The following is a 17,456-nucleotide window of genomic DNA, read 5'->3' as shown; positions in this document are numbered from 1 at the left end:
GGCACCCTTGACCCCTGCACTCTCAGCGCGGCCGGAACGGTCCGGAACGACCCGGCCCCGGTCCACGGCCGAGCCCCGGTCCACGGCCGAGCCCCGGTCCACGGCCGAGCCCCGGTCCACGGCCGAGCCCCGGTCCGCGACCGAGCCCCGGTCCGCGACCGAGCCCCGGTCCGCGGCGAGGCCGCGGTTCCGCGCCGGCGGACGGCTCGCCGCCGCCGCGCGCCTGCTGACGACACCGCTGCTCCCGGAGGACTACCTCGGCCTGCTCAACCCGCTGTGGTCCACCGCCGAACCGCGCGGCCGGGTCGAGGCGGTGCGGCACGAGGCGCCCGGCGCCGCCACCCTGGTGATCAGGCCCGGGACGGCCTGGCGCGGCCACCGCCCCGGCCAGTGGGTGAGGATCGGCGTGGACATCGGCGGCGTCCGGCACTGGCGCACGTTCTCGCTGTCGTCCCCGCCCCGGCCGGACGGCCGCATCACGATCACGGTCAAGGCGGGCCGGGACGGCTTCGTGTCCGCGCACCTCGTGCACCGGATCCGGCCGGGCGCGATCGTCCGGCTCGGCGCGGCCGACGGCGACTTCACGCTCCCGTCGCCGGTGCCGTCCCGGCTGCTGTTCGTCACGGCGGGCAGCGGGATCACGCCGGTCATGGCGATGCTCCGGCACCTCACCGCCTTCCGGCACCTCACCGCCGCCGAGGACGCGCCCGACATCGTGCTCGTCCACTCCGACCGGCACGCCGGCGACGTCATCTTCGGCGACGAACTGCGCCGGATGCCCGGGATTCGGCTGCACGAGCGGCACACGTCCACCGCCGGCCGCCTCGAACCGTCCGGCATCGCCGGGCTCTGCCCCGACTGGGCGGAACGGGACGCCTGGGCCTGCGGGCCGTCCGAGATGCTCGACGGCCTCGCCGCGCACTGGCGCGCCGCCGGGATCGAGGACCGGCTGCGCGTCGAGCGGTTCCGTCCCGCGCTGGCGGCGGGGACGGGCGGCGAGGGCGGGCGCGTCCGGTTCAGTGAGAGCGGCGTCGAGACCGACGCCGACGGGAGCACGCCGCTCCTGGACGCCGGAGAGCGCGCGGGCGCGCTGCTGCCGAGCGGCTGCCGGATGGGCATCTGCTACAGCTGCGTCGGCCGCCTCCGCTCCGGCCGGGTCCGCGACCTGCGCACCGGCGAGGTGCACGGCGAGGAGGGCCAGATCGTGCAGACCTGCGTCTCGGCCGCCGCCGGCCCCGTCGACATCGAACTCTGAAAGGGACCGACGATGCCCGCAACGACCGACCACCTGACCCCCGCCGACTACGCCGCGATCGCCCGCGAGCTCGACGCCCTCCGCGAGGAGGTCACCGCCGACCTCGGCGAGCGCGACGCCGACTACATCCACAAGGTGATCCGCTGGCAGCGCGGCCTGGAGATCGGCGGCCGCGCGCTGCTGATGGCGTCCGCGCTGCCGCCCGCCTGGCTCGCCGGGACCGCGACCCTCGCCGTCGCGAAGATCCTGGAGAACATGGAGATCGGGCACAACGTCATGCACGGCCAGTGGGACTGGATGCGCGACCCGAAGATCCACTCGACGACCTGGGAGTGGGACAACGTCTCCCCCGCCGAGCAGTGGAAGCACTCGCACAACTTCGTCCACCACACCTTCACCAACGTCCTCGGCAAGGACAACGACGTCGGCTACGGCATCCTGCGCGTCGCGCCCGAGCAGCCGTGGAGCTGGGGGAACGTCCCGCAGCCGCTCTACAACGTGCTGCTGGCGATGTTCTTCGAGTACGGCGTCGCGCTGCACGACCTGGAGATCGACAAGATCCGCGAGGGCACCCACGACGAGGAGGCGACGAAGGCGAAGCTGCGCGCGATCGGGCGCAAGATCCGCCGCCAGTGGGGCAAGGACTACCTGGCGTTCCCGCTGCTCAGCGGGCCGCAGTTCCTGTCCACGCTGTCCGCGAACTTCACCGCGAACGTGGTCCGCAACGTCTGGGCCCACATGATCATCTTCTGCGGGCACTTCCCCGGCGACATCGACGTGTTCGAGGAGGACTACCCGCTCGACGAGGAGACCCGCGGCGAGTGGTACGTCCGGCAGCTGCTCGGCTCCGCCAACATCACCGGCGGCCCGCTGTTCCACCTGATGACCGGCAACCTCAGCCACCAGGTCGAGCACCACCTGTTCCCGGACATCCCCAGCAACCGGTACGCGGAGATCGCCCCGCGCGTCCGCGACCTGTGCGCCCGGTACGGCCTGCCGTACCACACCGGCTCGCTGACGAAGCAGGTCACGAGCACCTGGAAGAAGATCTTCCGCTACGCCCTTCCGGGCGGCGCCCCGAAGCCGAAGCCTGCCCCGACGCCCCCGGCCCGCGAACCCGTCGCCGCCTAGCCGACCGTCGCCGCCTAGCCGAGGGCTTGGGCGACCGGCAGGAACAGCCGGGCGGGGTCGTTCGCGATCGGCTCGCCGTACTCCATGACCGTGGTGGAGAAGAACGGGCTCAGCCCGCGCTTCTCCGCCCACGCGACCAGCTCCGGGTGCCGGTGGTCGATGTCGAGGCGCACCGGCCCCGGCGGGACGATCTCGTCCAGGAGCGACAGGGCGGTCCCCGCGTCGCGGGCCACGACGGGCCCGACGAGGGCCTGCCCGTCGTTCCGCCAGACGCCCCCGAAACCCGCGATGCCGGACCCGTCGCGGACGACGTTGAAGGTCTCGCAGAACGCCGGCAGTCCGTCCACGACCTGGGCCCGGTCGGCGCCGAAGACCTCGGTGTCGAGCGCGTGGACGGCGGGCATGTCCGCGGGCGTCGCGGGCACGGACGCACCATGCCCCGACGGCCCATCGACCTCGCCCGTGTATGTGGTGCACGACCCCACCGACCGGAAGCCCAGACGCTCGTACAGCGGACGGCCCATCTCCGTGGCGGTCAGGCAGAGGCTCGCCGTCCCCGCCTCGTCCATCGCGTGCCGCATGATCCGGGCGCCGAGGCCGCGCCGCTCATGGCGCTTCGCGACCAGCACCATGCTGATCGCCGCGACGTCCTTGCCGTACGGGGTCGACACCACCGTCGCGGCGAGGCCGCCGTTCCCGTCGTCGACGCCGTAGACGTCGCCGACCGAGAAGAGGAAGCGCCACTTGCGGTCCTCCCTCCCCCACTCGCGGTCCTCGGCGAGCCGCTGGCATGCGGGAAGGTCGTCGATCGAGAGCCGCCGCACCGGTGCGTCCATGGGACGGGACGCTAGGGCGGCCGCGGACCTGCGCACAAGGGAATTACCCGGCTCCTCACCTGCCGCATTACCCCTGACGTCATCGACCCGATGACCGCCCGCGGGAGATCGTCATGGTGCACGCACCGAGACGAACGAACCGGGGAGATCCCTTGTCCACCACCGCGACACCGCAGGCGGGCCGGCGGCCGCAGGACGGCGCGCCCGCGCACGCCGCACCGGCCGCCGGGCTGCTGGTCCTGCTCGTCGGCATCTTCATCACCACCCTCGACTTCTTCATCGTCAACGTCGCGATCCCCGACATCCAGGGCGACCTGCACGCGGGCACCGCCGCCACGCAGTGGGTCGTCGCCGGGTTCGGGCTCGCGCTCGGCGGCGGGCTGATCACCGGCGGGCGGCTCGGCGACCTGGTCGGCCGCCGCCGGATGTACGCCGCCGGGCTCACCGCGTTCACCGCCGCGTCCCTGGCTTGCGGCCTCGCCCCGACGCCGGGCGCGCTGATCGCCTCGCGGGTGGCGCAGGGCATCGCCGCGGCGATGCTGATGCCGCAGGTGCTCGGCATCATCAACGGCGCGTTCGAGGGCGCGGCGCGCGTCCGCGCGTTCACCGCCTACGGCCTCACGATGGGCTTCGGCGGCGTGTTCGGCCAGCTCATCGGCGGTGCGCTGATCCAGGCGGACGTCCTCGGCAGCGGCTGGCGGAGCATCTTCCTGATCAACGTCCCGATCGGCGCCGCCACCGTCGCGCTCGTCCGGCGGACCGTCCCGGCCACCCCCGCCGCCCGCGGCACCCGGCTCGACATCACCGGGACCGCGCTGGTCACGCTCGGCCTCGTCGCGCTCGTCCTGCCGCTGATCGAGGGACGCCGGCTGGGCTGGCCCGAATGGACCTGGTTCTCGTTCGCCGGCTCGGCCGTCCTGCTCGCCGCGTTCGCGCTGTGGCAGCGGCGCAGCGCCGCACCGCTGATCGCTCCGGCGCTGTTCCGGGAGCGCGCGTTCACCGTCGGCGTCGGCATCGCCCTCGCCTACCAGCTCGCGATGGCCTCGTTCTTCCTCTACCTGGCGCTCTACCTGCAGCAGGGACGCGGCCTCAGCGCCCTGCAGTCGGGCCTGCTGTTCACCGCCCTCGGCGCCGGCTACTTCGCCGCGTCGACCCGCGCCGGCGCCGTCGCCGCCCGGATCGGCCGGCAGGTCCTCGCGCTCGGCGCCGCCGTCCAGGCCGTCGGCTGCCTGCTCTTGATCGACGGCATCGCCCAGGACGGCGGCGTCGCCTGGCTGATCCCCGGCCTCGCCCTCGCCGGCGCGGGCATGGGCTTCGTCCTCGCCCCGATGTCGGCGCTCGTGCTCGCCGGCGTCGGCGAGCGGCACGCCGCGTCGGCGGCAGGCGTCCTGTCGACGTTCCAGCAGGTCGGCGGCGCGATCGGGGTCGCGGTCGTCGGGATCGTCTTCTACGACGTCCTCGGCGCCCACCCCGTCCCGGCCGACGTCGCGGACGCCTTCAAGGCGGGCCTCCTGCCGATCATCGGCTTCTGCACCACCACCGCCGCCCTCGCCCAGCTCCTCCCCAAGCCGCCCCGCCCATGACCCACACCCTCACCCCACCCGCCCCGGCGCCCGCCCGCCGGGGCGCCCGCATGCCGGAGGGCACGGGGTCACAGCGAGGCGACGACGATGATCACGATGATCCCCGTCATGAAGAGGAGCTGGTTGATGAGGACGCGGCCGGCGAGCCCGCGCGGAGCCTCCGTGCCGCCCGCCAGGTCGAAGATGAGCAGGGGCCGCCCGAGGGTGCACACGATCAGCCAGGTCAGCGCGATCGCCGGGATCATCGCGGCCTTCTCTCCCGAGAGGCCCATCTTGACGTGGGCCACGGCCAGCCATCCCAGGGCGACGGCGACCCAGATCAGGCCGTACGCGAGGGAGGCCCCGTAGCCCAGCCGCTTTCCCTCGCGCAACGCCAGCAGTTCGATGAGACCGAGCTCGGAGAACATCACCCAGAGCGCCATAGCCTGCTCTCCCAGTGCGTCGGGCCCGCGGGGCCCTTGGTCGCCGCCGCGTTCGTGCCGAGGCTTCAGTCTTCGGTGGGGGTGTTGTAGTGGGCGTCGTGTTGCTGGCGGGGGGAGCAGACGGAGGCGGACGGGCAGGAGCAGCGGCGGGAGCCGACCTTCACCGTGATGCGGTCGCCCGGCACGTTGTAGCCGATGACCTGGCCGTCGCCCTCGGGGGTGGAGACCTTCGCGCCGAGGCGCGGCGCCTTCTCCTTGAACTCGGTGTAGAGCGGGTGCTCGTACTTGAGGCAGCACATGAGGCGGCCGCAGGCGCCGGCGATGCGCAGGGGGTTGACGGGGAGGTCCTGCTCCTTCGCCATGCGGACGGAGACGGGCTCGAAGTCCTTGAGGAAGGTGGCGCAGCACAGGTCGCGGCCGCAGGGGCCGATGCCGCCCTGGAGGCGGGCCTCGTCGCGGGGGCCGACCTGGCGGAGCTCCACGCGGGCCTTGATGTTGCGGGCGAGGTCGCGGACCAGGGCGCGGAAGTCGACCCGGTGCGGCGCCGTGAAGTAGATCTTGAAGACGTTGTCGGTGTCGAGGTAGTCGACGCCGATGACCTTCATGGGGAGCTCGTGCTTGCGGATGAGGCGCTTGGCGATCGAGCGGCCCTCGGCGCGGCGGCGGCGGTTCGCGTCGTCGCGGGCGAGGTGCTCGTCGGTCGCGGGGCCCGCGCATTCGGGCAGGCCGCCGATGTCGTCGGAGACCCACTGCGGCGCCCACACGCACTCGGCGACCTCGGGGCCCGCGTCGGTCGGGACGAGGACCTTGTCGCCGACCTTCGGGGTGTGCGGGCCCGGGTCCAGGTAGTAGAGCCGGCCGTACCGGGTGAAGCTGACGGCCATCACCATGCCCATGGTTTCGCTCCGTTCGCCCGGTTTCGTGCGTCCACTGTACGGCGGACCCGGGCGAAGATCACCAGGCGGCGTCGGCGAGATCCGTCCCGGGGAGCGTGCCGGCGCCCTCGGCGTAGAGGCGCCCGTCGCTGCCGGCGATCAGCAGCCTGCCCTTCTCGCCCGCGTCGAGGCCGGTGATCCGGCCGTTGAGCCGCTGCTTCCAGACGGTCTTGGTCGGCTGGCCGGTGGCCGCCGAGTACGCCTGGACGGACGCGACGGAGTGCGAGACGACGCCCGCGACGACGGATTTCCCGTCGCGGGTGACGACCGCGCTGGTCGTGCCCTTGGGCAGGGCGGTGACGGCCTTGCTGGCCTTGAGGTCGCCCGCGGCGCCGCTGGTGTCCAGCGTGCGGAATTCGTGGCGGACCTCGGTGTACGTGCCGCGCGCGCGCCGGACGGGGTTCCAGACGAACGCGAGGGTGTCACCGGCCCAGGAGAGGCTGCTGACGCGGGCGGAGTAGCGGGTCGTCCACGTCTTGCGGGCGCCGGTGCGGGCCGAGACGACGTCGACGCGCGCGCGGGCGCCCTTGTAGGTGACGTAGGCGATGCGGTCGCCGTCGGCGGACACGGCCAGGTCCGACCATGCCGTGGAGACGCCGGGGATCGTCGCGGCGGGGATCTCGGTGAGGGACTCGGGATGCCCGTCGGCGGCGAGCTTGAGCCGCTGGAACGTGACCTTCCCGGCGCCGTAGGACGCGACGACGTAGGTGTCGCCGTCGCCCGCGACGCGGTGGAACCGGCGCCCGTCCGGGGCGGCGACGGGCAGGCCGAGGGCGCCGCCGGTGCGGGCGTCGCGGACGGTCAGCGCGGTGCCCGTGCGGGTGACGCCGACGACGGCGCGCGGGCCGGCCGGCGTGGTGTCGGCGGCGGCCGCCTCCGCGTCGTGCTTCTTGTTCGCCTCGCGCTGGTGCCGGTGGACCAGGTCGACGCTGCCGCCGGCGAACAGCGCCGCGGCCGCGGCGACGCCGACCGGCAGGGCGGTCCGCCACACCTCCCGGAACCGGATCCCGGTCCTGCCCTCGCCGTTCCCGCCGTCCATGGGGTCGGTCCGCACCGCCTCTCCGCTGCTCGGCATCTGATATACCGCGCGGCATCCGCCGGGACGGGCGGAGTTACCACTTCGAGTCCGAGCCGGGCGCCGCGAGGCGGAACGACCCTAGTGGATGGGCGGGCCCGACCGTAATGTCAGCCCAGCGCCGACCGCGCCGCCTCCACCGCCGAGTCGCGGTACGAGCCGCCGAACAGCGCCACGTGGACGAGGAGCGGGTGCAGCTGGTGCAGCGGGACGCGGTCGCGCCAGCCGTCGGCGAGCGGCGCCGCCTCGTCGTAGGCGGCGAGGATCCGGTCCAGGTACGGCGTCCCGAACAGCGCCATCATCGCCAGGTCCGTCTCCCGGTGGCCGCCGTGCGCCGCCGGGTCGATCAGCACCGCCCGGCCGTCCGTCCACTGGACGTTCCCCGACCACAGGTCGCCGTGGATACGGCTCGGCGGCTCCGGCGGGCCCGCGATGTCCTCGACGCGGTCGATGACCCGTTCGACGAGCCGGACGTCGTCCGGCGACAGGTGCCGCTCGGCGCGGCGCAGGAACGGTTCGAGGCGGCGCTCGGCGTACCAGCGCGGCCAGCCGCGATCGTCGAGGGTGTTGTCCAGCGGCAGGTCGGCGATGAACCCGTCCCAGGGCGCGCCGTAGACGTCCGGGCGGGCGCGGGTGTGCAGGGCGGCCAGCTCGCGCCCGAACCGCTCGGCGGCGTCCCGCGTGGGCGAGGCGGACGGCAGCCACGGCAGCACGAGCATGCGGTCGTCCGCCGCGAGGACGTCCGGGACGGGCGTGCCGGGCCCCGCCTCCCCCAGCCAGCGCAGGCCGGCCGCCTCCGCCGCGAACACGCCCGCCTGGTCGGGGGCGGCCTTCACGAACACCTCGCGCCCGCCGGCGAGGGACGCGCGGTGCAGCGTCCACGCGTGGCTGGAGCCGAGCCCGGCGACCGACTCCACCGGGCTCCCCAGCAGCCGCTCCACGCGCTCCCGCACACCGGGCACGGCAGGCATGTCAGGCATGTCAGGCGGCTTTCAGCCCGGCCCGGATCTCCTCCAGCAGGCCCGGGATCGCCGCCTCCACCTGCTCCAGCACCAGGTCGAAGTCGGCGCGGCCGCCGTAGTACGGGTCGGGGACGTCCAGGTCGGCGCCCGCCTCCGGGTCGAACTCGCGCAGCAGCCGGATCCGCGCCCGCGCCTCGTCGTCCGGCGCCATCGACCGCAGCGCCCGCCGGTGCCCCTCGTCCAGCGCCAGGATCAGGTCGTAGCGGTCGAACCAGCTGTCCTCGAACTGGCGGGCGATGTGCGCCGACCGGTACCCGGCCCGGTCCAGCGCCGCGATCGTCCGCTCGTCCGCGCCGTCGCCCACATGCCAGTTGCCGGTGCCGGAACTGTCGACCTCGACGTCCAGGCCCTCCTCCTCGACATGGTGGCGCAGGATCGCCTCCGCCATCGGCGAGCGGCAGATGTTCCCCGTGCAGACGAAAGTGACTCGGTACGGCATGGCCCCATCATGCCCAATGAGCGCGGCCCCCGGCCGGGAGGGACCGGGGGCCGCGTGCCGGGAGGCGGTTACCGCTGGACGGCGTGGAGCGCGTCCACGATGCCGTTGCCGAAGAACCCGTTCTGCTCCTTGGAGCCTTCACAGGTCTGCGTGGAGGTGTGCTTCACCCACTTGCCGTCGACCTGCGTGTACCAGGTGTACTCGACGGTGCTCGGGCTCGGGCACGCCTTGGGCGTGGCGCTGCCGCGCAGCTTCCACTCGACGAAGTCCGGGTCGAGGGTGAGGCCGCCGGTGCCGCGGTCGCGGTGCCCGTACTTGCTGATGATGAGCGCGGCGACGCCCACCGCGTGCGGGGACGCCATCGACGTGCCCTGCAGCGACTGGTAGTAGGCGCACGTCTTGCCCTTGCAGCTGCGGATCACGTACGACACCTTCGGCGTGCCGTCCGCGTTCAGCTCGCCGCGCTCCTTGGCGAGGCGCTCGGGGTAGGCGGCCCAGATGCCGCCGCGGTCGTCCGGCCGCTGGTCGGCGTTGTCGACCTTGTCGCCGCCGGGCGCGGCCACCGCCACGTACCCGTTGCCGAAGCTGCTGTAGTACGACTTGCGGGTGCTCGGCCCGGTCGCCGAGATCGCGATGACGTGCTCGCCCTCGGACGGCATCGACTGGCAGCTCGCCGGGATCGTCCGCTCGTACGGCTTCTCGCCCGGGTAGGACGGGAAGTCGGGGCTCGTGTCGTCGATGTTGGTCTTGGTGTAGTCGACGAAGTCGTTGCCCGCCGCCGAGATCAGCGTGACGCCGTGCCGGTGCGCGAAGTCCAGCGCCCGCTGCGTCGCCTCGATGATGGTCCGCTGCTCGAGCTGGTCCTCCGGCTTGTCCGCCGGATTGTTCGCGCAGTTCCACAGCCACGGGTCGATGTAATACGACATGTTCACGACGTCGATGCCGTGCTTCGCCGCGTAGGTGAGGCCGTCGACGGTCGGCTGCAGGTAGAACTGCCCCGAGTCCTGGCCGACGCGCAGATTCACCAGCGTCACGTTCGGCGCGACGCCCGCCATTCCGAGGCCGTTCCGCGGGGACGCGATCTCCGACGCGACGTGCGTTCCGTGGTCGTTGTCGTCCCAGTCCGCCGGGTCGACGCACGACTTGAACTCGCACGGGCCGTCCAGCACATTGCCGTCGGCGTCGTACGGAATGTCGTGCGTGAAGTTCCGGCTGAGCTTGCGGTCGAAGTTCGGCTTGATGTCGGGGTGGTTCCCGTCCACGCCGGTGTCGAGGATGCCGACGAGGACCTTCTTGGAACCCGGCTCCGCCTTGTACGACCCGTTCGCCGTCGCGTGGATCTGCTTCATGTCCCACTGCAGGTCGGCGAGGGGTTCGGTGTCCTTGGACGGCTTGCCCTTCACCGCCACCGGGCCCTGCGCGCCGACGGTCTTCTCGACCTTCGCGGCGGCCTTCTTCTCCTTCGGGGCCTCGCCGATGACCCGGTTGTGCGCGGCGCCGTCGAGGGCGCCCTGCCGCGTCACCGCCTGGACGAACGCCGGGTTCGCGGACCGGACGGTCGCGACGCCCACATCGGTGTTCTCCTGGACGATCGAACCGCCGGCCGCCTTCACCGCGTCGTGGGCCTTGCCGAGGGAGACGCCGTCCTTGTAGAGGACGACGTACTCCGACGCCTCGCCTTTCGCCCGCGGTTGGGCCGGTGCCGCGGACGCTGGAATCGCGAGCGCCGCCGTGGTGACGACGGCGCACGCGGCGGAAATCAAGGCTCGCCGCAAAGCAGACCTCCTGGCCATGGGGGGAGCTCGCCCTTTCTCGGCGTGCTATGGCCAGCAGACGGTACGGGTGCGTCTGTTGAGAGACGCGTACGGAGTTGTAACAAAAAGGGACGACTTGTGTTAATCCCAGACGAGCCGTCGAATAGCGGCACTCATCCGACGCTCAGCGGCCACTCGGTGCGAGCGCTCAGCCGGTGCGCAGCGGCGCCTGGGCGTGAGCGCTCAGCCGGTGCGCAGCGCGAGCGTGAGCGCTCAGCCGGTGCGCAGCGCGAGCGTGAGCGCCTCGAACGCCAGCTGCGGGTTCACGTTGGCCGCGACCCGCTCCCGGCACTCCATGATCGCGTCGAGGCGGCGCAGGGTGTCCTCCGGACGGCCCGCCGACGCCGCCGTCCGCAGCTCCGGCGCCAGCTCGATGTTGACCAGGTCGGCGCCCGCGCCGAGCTGGAGCGTCAGCACGTCCCGGTAATAGGACGCGAGGTCGAGCAGCGTCCGGTCCAGCGCGTCGCGCATCACCCGCGTCGCCCGCGACTTCTGCCGGCCCTCCAGCTCCTTCAGGGCGCCCGCCGTCCCGCGCGGCATCCGGCCCTTCTCGCTCTCCCCCAGCGCCTTGCGCAGCGCCGACGTCTCCGTCTCGTTCAGCTCGACCGTCTGCGCGTCGCGCTCGGCCTCCGCCGCCTTCACCAGGACCTCCGCCGCCGCGACGGCCGGGCTCACCCCGGTCAGCCGGCGCGGGATCGCCACCACCCCGTCGCGCACCCGGCGCATCTGCGGGTCCGTCGCGAGCAGCCGCGCCCGGCTGATGTGCCCCTGCGCGGCCCGCGCGACGATCTCCGCGGTGCCCCGGTCGACGCCGTCGCGCAGGACGAGCATGTCCGCGACCGCCGCGATCGGCGGGGTCTGCAACGTCACCTGCCGGCACCGCGACCGGATCGTCACGAGCAGGTCCTCCGCGGACGGCGTGCACAGCAGCCACACCGTCCGCGGCGGCGGCTCCTCGATCGCCTTCAGCAGCGCGTTCGCCGCGCCCTCGGTGGCGCGGTCGGCGTCCTCGAACAGCACGATCTGCCAGCCGCTCCCGCTCGGCGACGACGACGCCCGCAGCACCAGCGCGCGGGCGTCCTTGATCCCGAACGACAGCCCCTGCGGGCGGACGACCTCGACGTCCGCGTGCGTCCCCTGCAGGACCTGGTGGCAGGACGCGCAGTGCCCGCATCCGCGCGGCGTCTCGGTGCACTGCAGCGCCGCCGCGAACGCCCGCGCGGCGGTCACCCGCCCGGATCCGGGCGGCCCGGTGAACAGCCAGGCGTGCGCCATGCCGCCGCCGGTCCCCGCGGCCGCCGACGACAGCTGCTCGACGACCGGCGCCTGCCCCACCAGGTCATCCCACACGCTCATGGAACCAGGCTAAGGGCTGCGCCGCCCTCGCGCGGACGCGTCGCTAGACGTCGGTGATGGCCGGGAAGGTGCTCGTCGCGTCCTCGGTGCCGGCCGGGATCGGGTCGGGGAGGATCTCGCGGATGCGGTACTGGATCTCGCGGCTCAGCTCGGCCTGCGGTCGGCTCGCGTCCAGCACCAGGTAGCGGTCGGGGTCGGCCTCGGCGAGCGCGCGGAACCCGGCCTGGACGCGCTCGTGGAACTCCTGCGGCTCGGACTCGATGCGGTCGGCGGGCGCCGACAGCCGGCGCAGCCCGTCCGCCGGCGGGACCTCCAGCAGGACGGTCAGGTCGGGCAGCAGGCCGCCGGTCGCCCACGCGTTGACGCGGGCGATGTCGCCGACCGGCTGCCGCCGCCCGTAGCCCTGGTAGGCCAGCGACGAGTCCAGGTAGCGGTCGCTCACCACGATCGCGCCGCGCTCCAGCGCGGGCCGGATCACGTTGGCGACGTGGTCGGCGCGGTCCGCCGCGTACAGCAGGCTCTCGGCCCGGTCGGACAGCCCGGTGGTGTCCCGGTCGAGCAGCATCGCGCGCAGCCGCATGCCGATCTTCGTGGCGCCCGGCTCGTGCGTGGTGATCACGTCGTAGCCGTGGTCGCGCAGCCAGATCGCGGCGAGCCGCGCCTGCGTGGTCTTGCCGGCGCCCTCGCCGCCCTCGAACGCGATGAACACGCCGCGCTCGCGGCGGACCGGCTCCGGCTCGGCGACCTGCGACGGCGGGACGTACACCTCGCCGCGCAGCGCGGCCCGCAGGTCCGCGACGAGCGGGATGCCGCGCCGGTCGTCCAGCCGCCGGTAGGCGACGGCCCCGGCGATCAGGGCGAGGACGGCGGCGATCAGCAGCGCGGCCATCGAGCCGTCGAGGTCGTAGCCGTCGCCGACGTCGAGCCGGTGCGTGCCGAGCGCGCCCGCGACCGCCGGGACGGCCGCGACCGCGACCAGCGCGGCGACGAGCGCGATCGACCGCAGGAACGCGCGCGGCCGCTCGCCGCCCGCCTCGTCATCGGACCCGCGGACGGCGGCGGACGCGGTGGACCACGCGGCGCCGGCGGCGACGCCGAGGAACGCCGTCACGAACGCCACGACGACGAGGTTCCGCACGAGCGCGGCCACGACCAGCAGCAGCGCGGCGGCGATCACCGCGAGGCCGAGGAGCCGGCGGCGGCTGAACGGGCCGAGGACGCGCGGGCCGAGGAACAGGCCGCAGGCCAGCCCGGCGGCCAGTCCGGTGAGGACGGCGCCGTAGCCCGCGTCCCCGCCGCCGAGCTCGCCGGTGTGCACCCGCGCGACGGCGGCGATCGCGCCCGCGGCGAGCGCCGCGCCGCCGACCGCCAGGCCGAGGCCGTGGCCGGCCCGGTCGAGCCCGGGCCCCTGGAAGAGCAGCTTCAGCGGCGCCGGAACCGCGATCGGCTCCGTCGCCGGGACCTCCTTGACCAGCGCCGTCAGCGCCGCCGCGACGACGAACAGCACCGCCGCCGCGTACAGCGGGAGGTCGGCGCGGTGCGACGCGCCGAGCGCCGCGTTCGCGATCACAGCGAGCAGCGCGAACGCCAGCGCGGCGAACGGCGCCGGGCCGAACGCGGCGCGGGCCGCGGAGCGGCGGGCGTCGGCGCGCAGGTCGGTCTCCGGGGCGCCGCGCGCCACGACGGCCCCGCCCGCGGACGCGCTCACGGTCGCGTCGGACACCAGCGCCGGCAGCGCCGCGGCCGCCGCCGGCGTCCATAGCAGCGACAGGCAGCCGACCAGGAAGGACGCCGCCAGCGTCCACGGCAGCGCGTCCACCAGCGGCACCGTCAGGACGACCACGAACCGCAGCCCGTCGGCGATCAGCAGCGCCAGCCGCCGGTCGACCCGGTCGGCGAGCGCCCCCGCGAGCGGCGCGAGCAGCACCGCGGGCAGCACCAGCAGCGCGAGCACGCCGCCGACGGCCCGGAGCCGTGCCGTGGTGTCGTCCGCCGGCAGCACCGCCATCGCCGACAGCGCCGGCACCGCGAGCCACTGGCCCAGGCCGGACACCGACAGCGCGGTGCGGAGCCGCCGGAACGGCGCCGCCGCGGCGGAGAGCGACGAGGCACCCGGCTGCGGCGCGGCGGGGTGCGGCCGGGTGGCGTCCGTTCTGGTCATGTCGGTCAGGGTATCGGCGTGAATGTCGTTATGAGCCGGACTTTGCAGAGGTGCGGCGGCGGGTCGTCGTCTTCTTCTTTCCGCCGCCCGCGGCCACCTTCTCACGCCGTTCCGCGAGCAGTTCCGCGGCGCGCTGAATCGTGATGGACTCGACCTCGTCGCCCTTGCGCAGGCTGGCGTTCGTCTCGCCGTCGGTGACGTACGGGCCGAACCGGCCCTCCTTCACCACCACCGGCTTGTCGCTCGCCGGGTCCTTGCCGAGCTCGCGCAGCGGCGCCGCCGCGGCGGCCCGCCGGCCGCGCTGCTTCGGCTGCGCCAGCAGCTCCTTCGCCTGCTCCAGCGTGACGGTGAAGAGCTCCTCCTCCGACCCGAGCGAGCGGCTGTCGGTGCCCTTCTTGATGTACGGCCCGAACCGGCCGTTCTGCGCCGTCACCGGCTCGCCGTCCAGCTCGCCCAGCGTGCGCGGAAGCGACAGCAGCTTCAGCGCGTCGTCCAGCGTGATCGTGTCCAGCGACATCGACTTGAACAGCGAGCCCGTGCGCGGCTTCGGCGCGTCGGCCTTCTTCGTCCGCTTCTTCTTCTCGCCCTCGGCGGGCGGCGCGGCCTCCGGCAGGATCTCGGTGACGTACGGGCCGAACCGCCCCGACTTCGCCACGATCATGTGCCCGGTCTCCGGGTCGGTGCCGAGCTCCCGGTCGCCGGACGGCTGCGCGAGCAGCTCCTCGGCCTTCTCCGCCGTCAGCTCGTCCGGCGCGATGTCGTCGGGGATGTTGACCCGCTCGCCGTCCCGGTCCAGGTACGACCCGTACCGGCCGACCCGGACCACGATGTCGGAGCCCTTCACCGGGAACGAGCTGATCCCCTTGGCGTCGATGTCGCCGATGTCCTCGGTGAGCTCCTTGAGCCCCTCTTCACCGTTGTCGCCGAAGTAGAACCGCGTCAGCCACCGGACGCGCTCGGCCTCACCGCGCGCGATCTCGTCGAGACCGTCCTCCATGTGCGCGGTGAAGTCGTAGTCGACCAGGTTCCCGAAATGCTGCTCCAGCAGGTTCACCACGGCGAACGCCAGGAACGACGGGACGAGCGCCGTGCCCTTCTTGAACACGTAGCCGCGGTCCAGGATCGTGCCGATGATCGAGGCGTAGGTGGACGGGCGGCCGATCTCCCGCTCCTCCAGCTCCTTGACCAGGCTCGCCTCGGTGTAGCGGGCCGGCGGCCGGGTCGAGTGGCCCTCGGCGTCCACCGCGTTCGCCGACAGCGGGTCGCCCTGCTCCAGGTTCGGAAGCCGCCGCTCCTGGTCGTCGCGGTCGGTGGACGGGTCGTCCGCGCTCTCGACGTACGCCTTGAGGAACCCGTAGAACGTGATCGTCTTACCGGTCGCGCCGAACTCGGCCAGCTCGTTCTGCGTCGACGTACCGGTCACCCGGATCGACACCGAGCGGCCCGCCGCGTCCTTCATCTGCGACGCGATCGTCCGCTTCCAGATCAGCTCGTACAGCCGGAACTGGTCGCCGGACAGGCCCGTCTCGGCGGGCGTCCGGAAGCTGTCGCCCGCCGGGCGGATCGCCTCGTGCGCCTCCTGCGCGTTCTTCACCTTCGACTGGTAGACGCGCGGCTTGTCCGGCACGTACTCGCCGCCGAACAGGGTCGCCGCCTGCCGCCGCGCCGCCGTGATCGCCGTCTCCGACAGCGTGATCGAGTCGGTTCGCATGTAGGTGATGAAGCCGTTCTCGTACAGCTTCTGCGCCACCGACATCGTGTACTTCGCCGAGAAGCCCAGCTTGCGGCTGGCCTCCTGCTGCAACGTCGTCGTCCGGAACGGCGGGTACGGCTTGCGCGTGTACGGCTTGGACTCGACCGACTTGACCTCGTACGGCCTGTCGCGCAACCGCTCGGCCAGCGCGCGCGCCGACGGCTCGTCCAGGTGCAGCGTGTCCTTGGTCTTCAGCGTGCCGTCCGACGCGAAGTCGCGGCCCTGCGCGACCCGCTTGCCGTCCACGGAGACGAGCCCGGCCTTGAACGCCTTGGGCTCCTCCTCCTTACCGGTGTCGAACTCGGCGAGGATGTCCCAGTAGTGCGCCGGGACGAACGCGATCCGCTCCCGCTCCCGCTCCACCACCAGCCGCGTCGCCACCGACTGCACCCGGCCCGCCGACAGCTTCGGCATGACCTTCTTCCACAGGACGGGGCTGACCTCGTACCCGTACAGGCGGTCCAGGACGCGGCGCGTCTCCTGCGCGTTCACCAGCGGCATGTTCAGCTGGCGGGGGTTCGCGGCGGCGCGCTGGATCGCGTCCTTGGTGATCTCGTTGAAGACCATCCGGTGGACGGGGACCTTGGGGTTCAGGACCTCCTGGAGGTGCCAGGCGATCGCCTCGCCCTCCCGGTCCTCGTCCGTCGCGAGGAAGAGCTCGTCGGCCTCGGCCAGCAGCTTCTTGAGCTTGGCGACCTGCGCCTTCTTGTCGGTGTTGACCACGTAGAGCGGCTCGAAGTCGTGCTCGACGTTCACGCCGAGCTTCGCCCACGGCTCGCCCTTGTACTTGGCCGGCACCTCCGAGGCGCTCCCGGGCAGGTCCCGGATATGGCCGATACTGGACTCCACGATGTAGCCACGGCCCAGGTAACCCGCGATCGTCTTCGCCTTCGCGGGCGACTCGACGATCACCAGGCGCGTGCCGGCGCCGTTCGCCTGGCCACTCTTCGCAGTGCCGTTCTTGGCTGGCACAGTCGCTCCAACCTCGCTGTCTGGTCTTCTAGCTCACGCTCTTCTTACACAGGCTTCCTACAACGTCGCATGATGGCGGGTTCATGCCCGGATGCCCCAATGCCGCCCCTTCGGTTCCGCTCCGCCCGTGGCGGGCGCAACCCCTCGACCGCCGCTCGCCTCCGGACAGGATGACATGCCGCCACCCCCCGTGCGGACCGGGCCGCCACCGTACGATGCACAACACCCGGTCCACCAAGTAATAATGGTCGCAATGGTGCAGTACACCTACCTCGTCCTGTCACTGCCGGCCGGCACCACGCGTGACACCGCCCGGCAGATCCTGACCGAGCACGCCGAACACGGCGGCTGGGAGATCGATCGGTTGCGCCTCTACCCGGACGGCCGCCGCCGTATTCAGCTGCGCCGCAAGGTCATTCGCGCCGTCCGCACGTTCTGACGGTCCCACCGGGCGTTCCGGCCGTTCGGCCCGATCGCGGAGGTTCGCTCCGTTTCCCCCGTCACCGGTGATCCGGGGTCGTTCGCGGCGGGTCCGCCGAGTCCCGGACGGAGCGTAGCACTACGTGCGAATGCTATGACGTCCCGTAATCATATTCGCCGGGAATGGCTTCGCCCGCCCCGGACCGCGCCTCCGGGACGGGCAAAGCGTTCATGGACGGGCCTGCCGGGCGGGGGGTGTGCGCCCCCCCGCGGCCCCCGCCG

General features: G+C 73.0%; 14 protein-coding genes. 4 read left to right on the top strand and 10 right to left on the bottom strand.

All coding sequences use genetic code 11. The annotated features are described in order from the left end of the window. Positions 1-7: 7 nt before the first annotated feature. Positions 8-1,255, top strand: coding sequence for a ferredoxin reductase (locus AB0C78_RS19670; protein WP_360749751.1), 1,248 nt, complete (start codon positions 8-10; stop codon positions 1,253-1,255). Positions 1,256-1,267: 12 nt separating this feature from the next. After that, positions 1,268-2,386 carry an acyl-CoA desaturase gene (locus AB0C78_RS19665; protein ID WP_360749748.1) on the top strand — a complete coding sequence of 373 codons (1,119 nt, stop codon included), beginning with the start codon at positions 1,268-1,270 and terminating at the stop codon, positions 2,384-2,386. A gap of 14 nt (positions 2,387-2,400) precedes the next feature. Here AB0C78_RS19665 and AB0C78_RS19660 read toward each other — a convergent pair whose 3' ends face one another. Further along, positions 2,401-3,222, bottom strand: a complete 822-nt coding sequence (locus AB0C78_RS19660) for a GNAT family N-acetyltransferase (protein ID WP_360749745.1) — start codon at positions 3,220-3,222, stop codon at positions 2,401-2,403. A gap of 152 nt (positions 3,223-3,374) precedes the next feature. Between AB0C78_RS19660 and AB0C78_RS19655 the strand changes: the two genes are divergently transcribed. Further along, complete coding sequence (locus tag AB0C78_RS19655) at positions 3,375-4,805, top strand: MFS transporter (protein ID WP_360749743.1); 1,431 nt, start codon at positions 3,375-3,377, stop codon at positions 4,803-4,805. Positions 4,806-4,873: 68 nt separating this feature from the next. On the opposite strand, the gene AB0C78_RS19650 is transcribed toward AB0C78_RS19655, so the two are convergent. From AB0C78_RS19650 to topA, 9 genes are all read right to left on the bottom strand, one after another. Then, a complete protein-coding gene (locus AB0C78_RS19650) occupies positions 4,874-5,227 on the bottom strand; it encodes a hypothetical protein (RefSeq protein WP_360749740.1) in 354 nt (117 codons plus the stop codon). Between the two features lie 65 nt (positions 5,228-5,292). Further along, on the bottom strand, positions 5,293-6,123 hold the full coding sequence (gene ricT, locus AB0C78_RS19645; RefSeq protein WP_360749737.1) for a regulatory iron-sulfur-containing complex subunit RicT: 831 nt from the start codon (positions 6,121-6,123) through the stop codon (positions 5,293-5,295). 58 nt (positions 6,124-6,181) lie between these two features. Next, on the bottom strand, positions 6,182-7,237 hold the full coding sequence (locus AB0C78_RS19640) for a hypothetical protein (RefSeq protein WP_360749734.1): 1,056 nt from the start codon (positions 7,235-7,237) through the stop codon (positions 6,182-6,184). A gap of 110 nt (positions 7,238-7,347) precedes the next feature. Beyond that, entirely contained in the window at positions 7,348-8,208 is an 861-nt protein-coding gene (locus AB0C78_RS19635; protein ID WP_360749731.1) for a fructosamine kinase family protein, read from the bottom strand. Between the two features lie 10 nt (positions 8,209-8,218). After that, a complete protein-coding gene (locus AB0C78_RS19630) occupies positions 8,219-8,698 on the bottom strand; it encodes a low molecular weight protein-tyrosine-phosphatase (protein ID WP_360749728.1) in 480 nt (159 codons plus the stop codon). Positions 8,699-8,766: 68 nt separating this feature from the next. Then, on the bottom strand, positions 8,767-10,473 hold the full coding sequence (locus tag AB0C78_RS19625; protein ID WP_360749725.1) for a S8 family serine peptidase: 1,707 nt from the start codon (positions 10,471-10,473) through the stop codon (positions 8,767-8,769). A gap of 252 nt (positions 10,474-10,725) precedes the next feature. Next, the gene (locus AB0C78_RS19620; RefSeq protein ID WP_360749722.1) at positions 10,726-11,868 is read right to left on the bottom strand and encodes a DNA polymerase III subunit delta'; all 1,143 of its coding nucleotides are present in this window, start codon (positions 11,866-11,868) and stop codon (positions 10,726-10,728) included. Between the two features lie 43 nt (positions 11,869-11,911). Continuing rightward, positions 11,912-14,029 (bottom strand): dTMP kinase, encoded by a 2,118-nt coding sequence (tmk, locus tag AB0C78_RS19615; protein WP_360749719.1) that lies wholly within the window; start codon positions 14,027-14,029, stop codon positions 11,912-11,914. A 28-nt stretch (positions 14,030-14,057) separates the two neighbouring features. Continuing rightward, positions 14,058-16,754, bottom strand: a complete 2,697-nt coding sequence (topA, locus tag AB0C78_RS19610) for a type I DNA topoisomerase (protein ID WP_360749716.1) — start codon at positions 16,752-16,754, stop codon at positions 14,058-14,060. A gap of 253 nt (positions 16,755-17,007) precedes the next feature. On the opposite strand from topA, the gene AB0C78_RS19605 reads away from it, so the two are divergent. Then, a complete protein-coding gene (locus AB0C78_RS19605) occupies positions 17,008-17,193 on the top strand; it encodes a DUF5703 family protein (protein ID WP_151540728.1) in 186 nt (61 codons plus the stop codon). Positions 17,194-17,456 lie beyond the last annotated feature (263 nt).

It is taken from the genome of Actinomadura sp. NPDC048394 (assembly GCF_040651755.1).
Taxonomy (GTDB): domain Bacteria; phylum Actinomycetota; class Actinomycetes; order Streptosporangiales; family Streptosporangiaceae; genus Spirillospora; species Spirillospora montaniterrae.
Note: the sequence above shows the minus strand (reverse complement) of the source record. Positions and strands in the feature narration are given on the sequence as shown.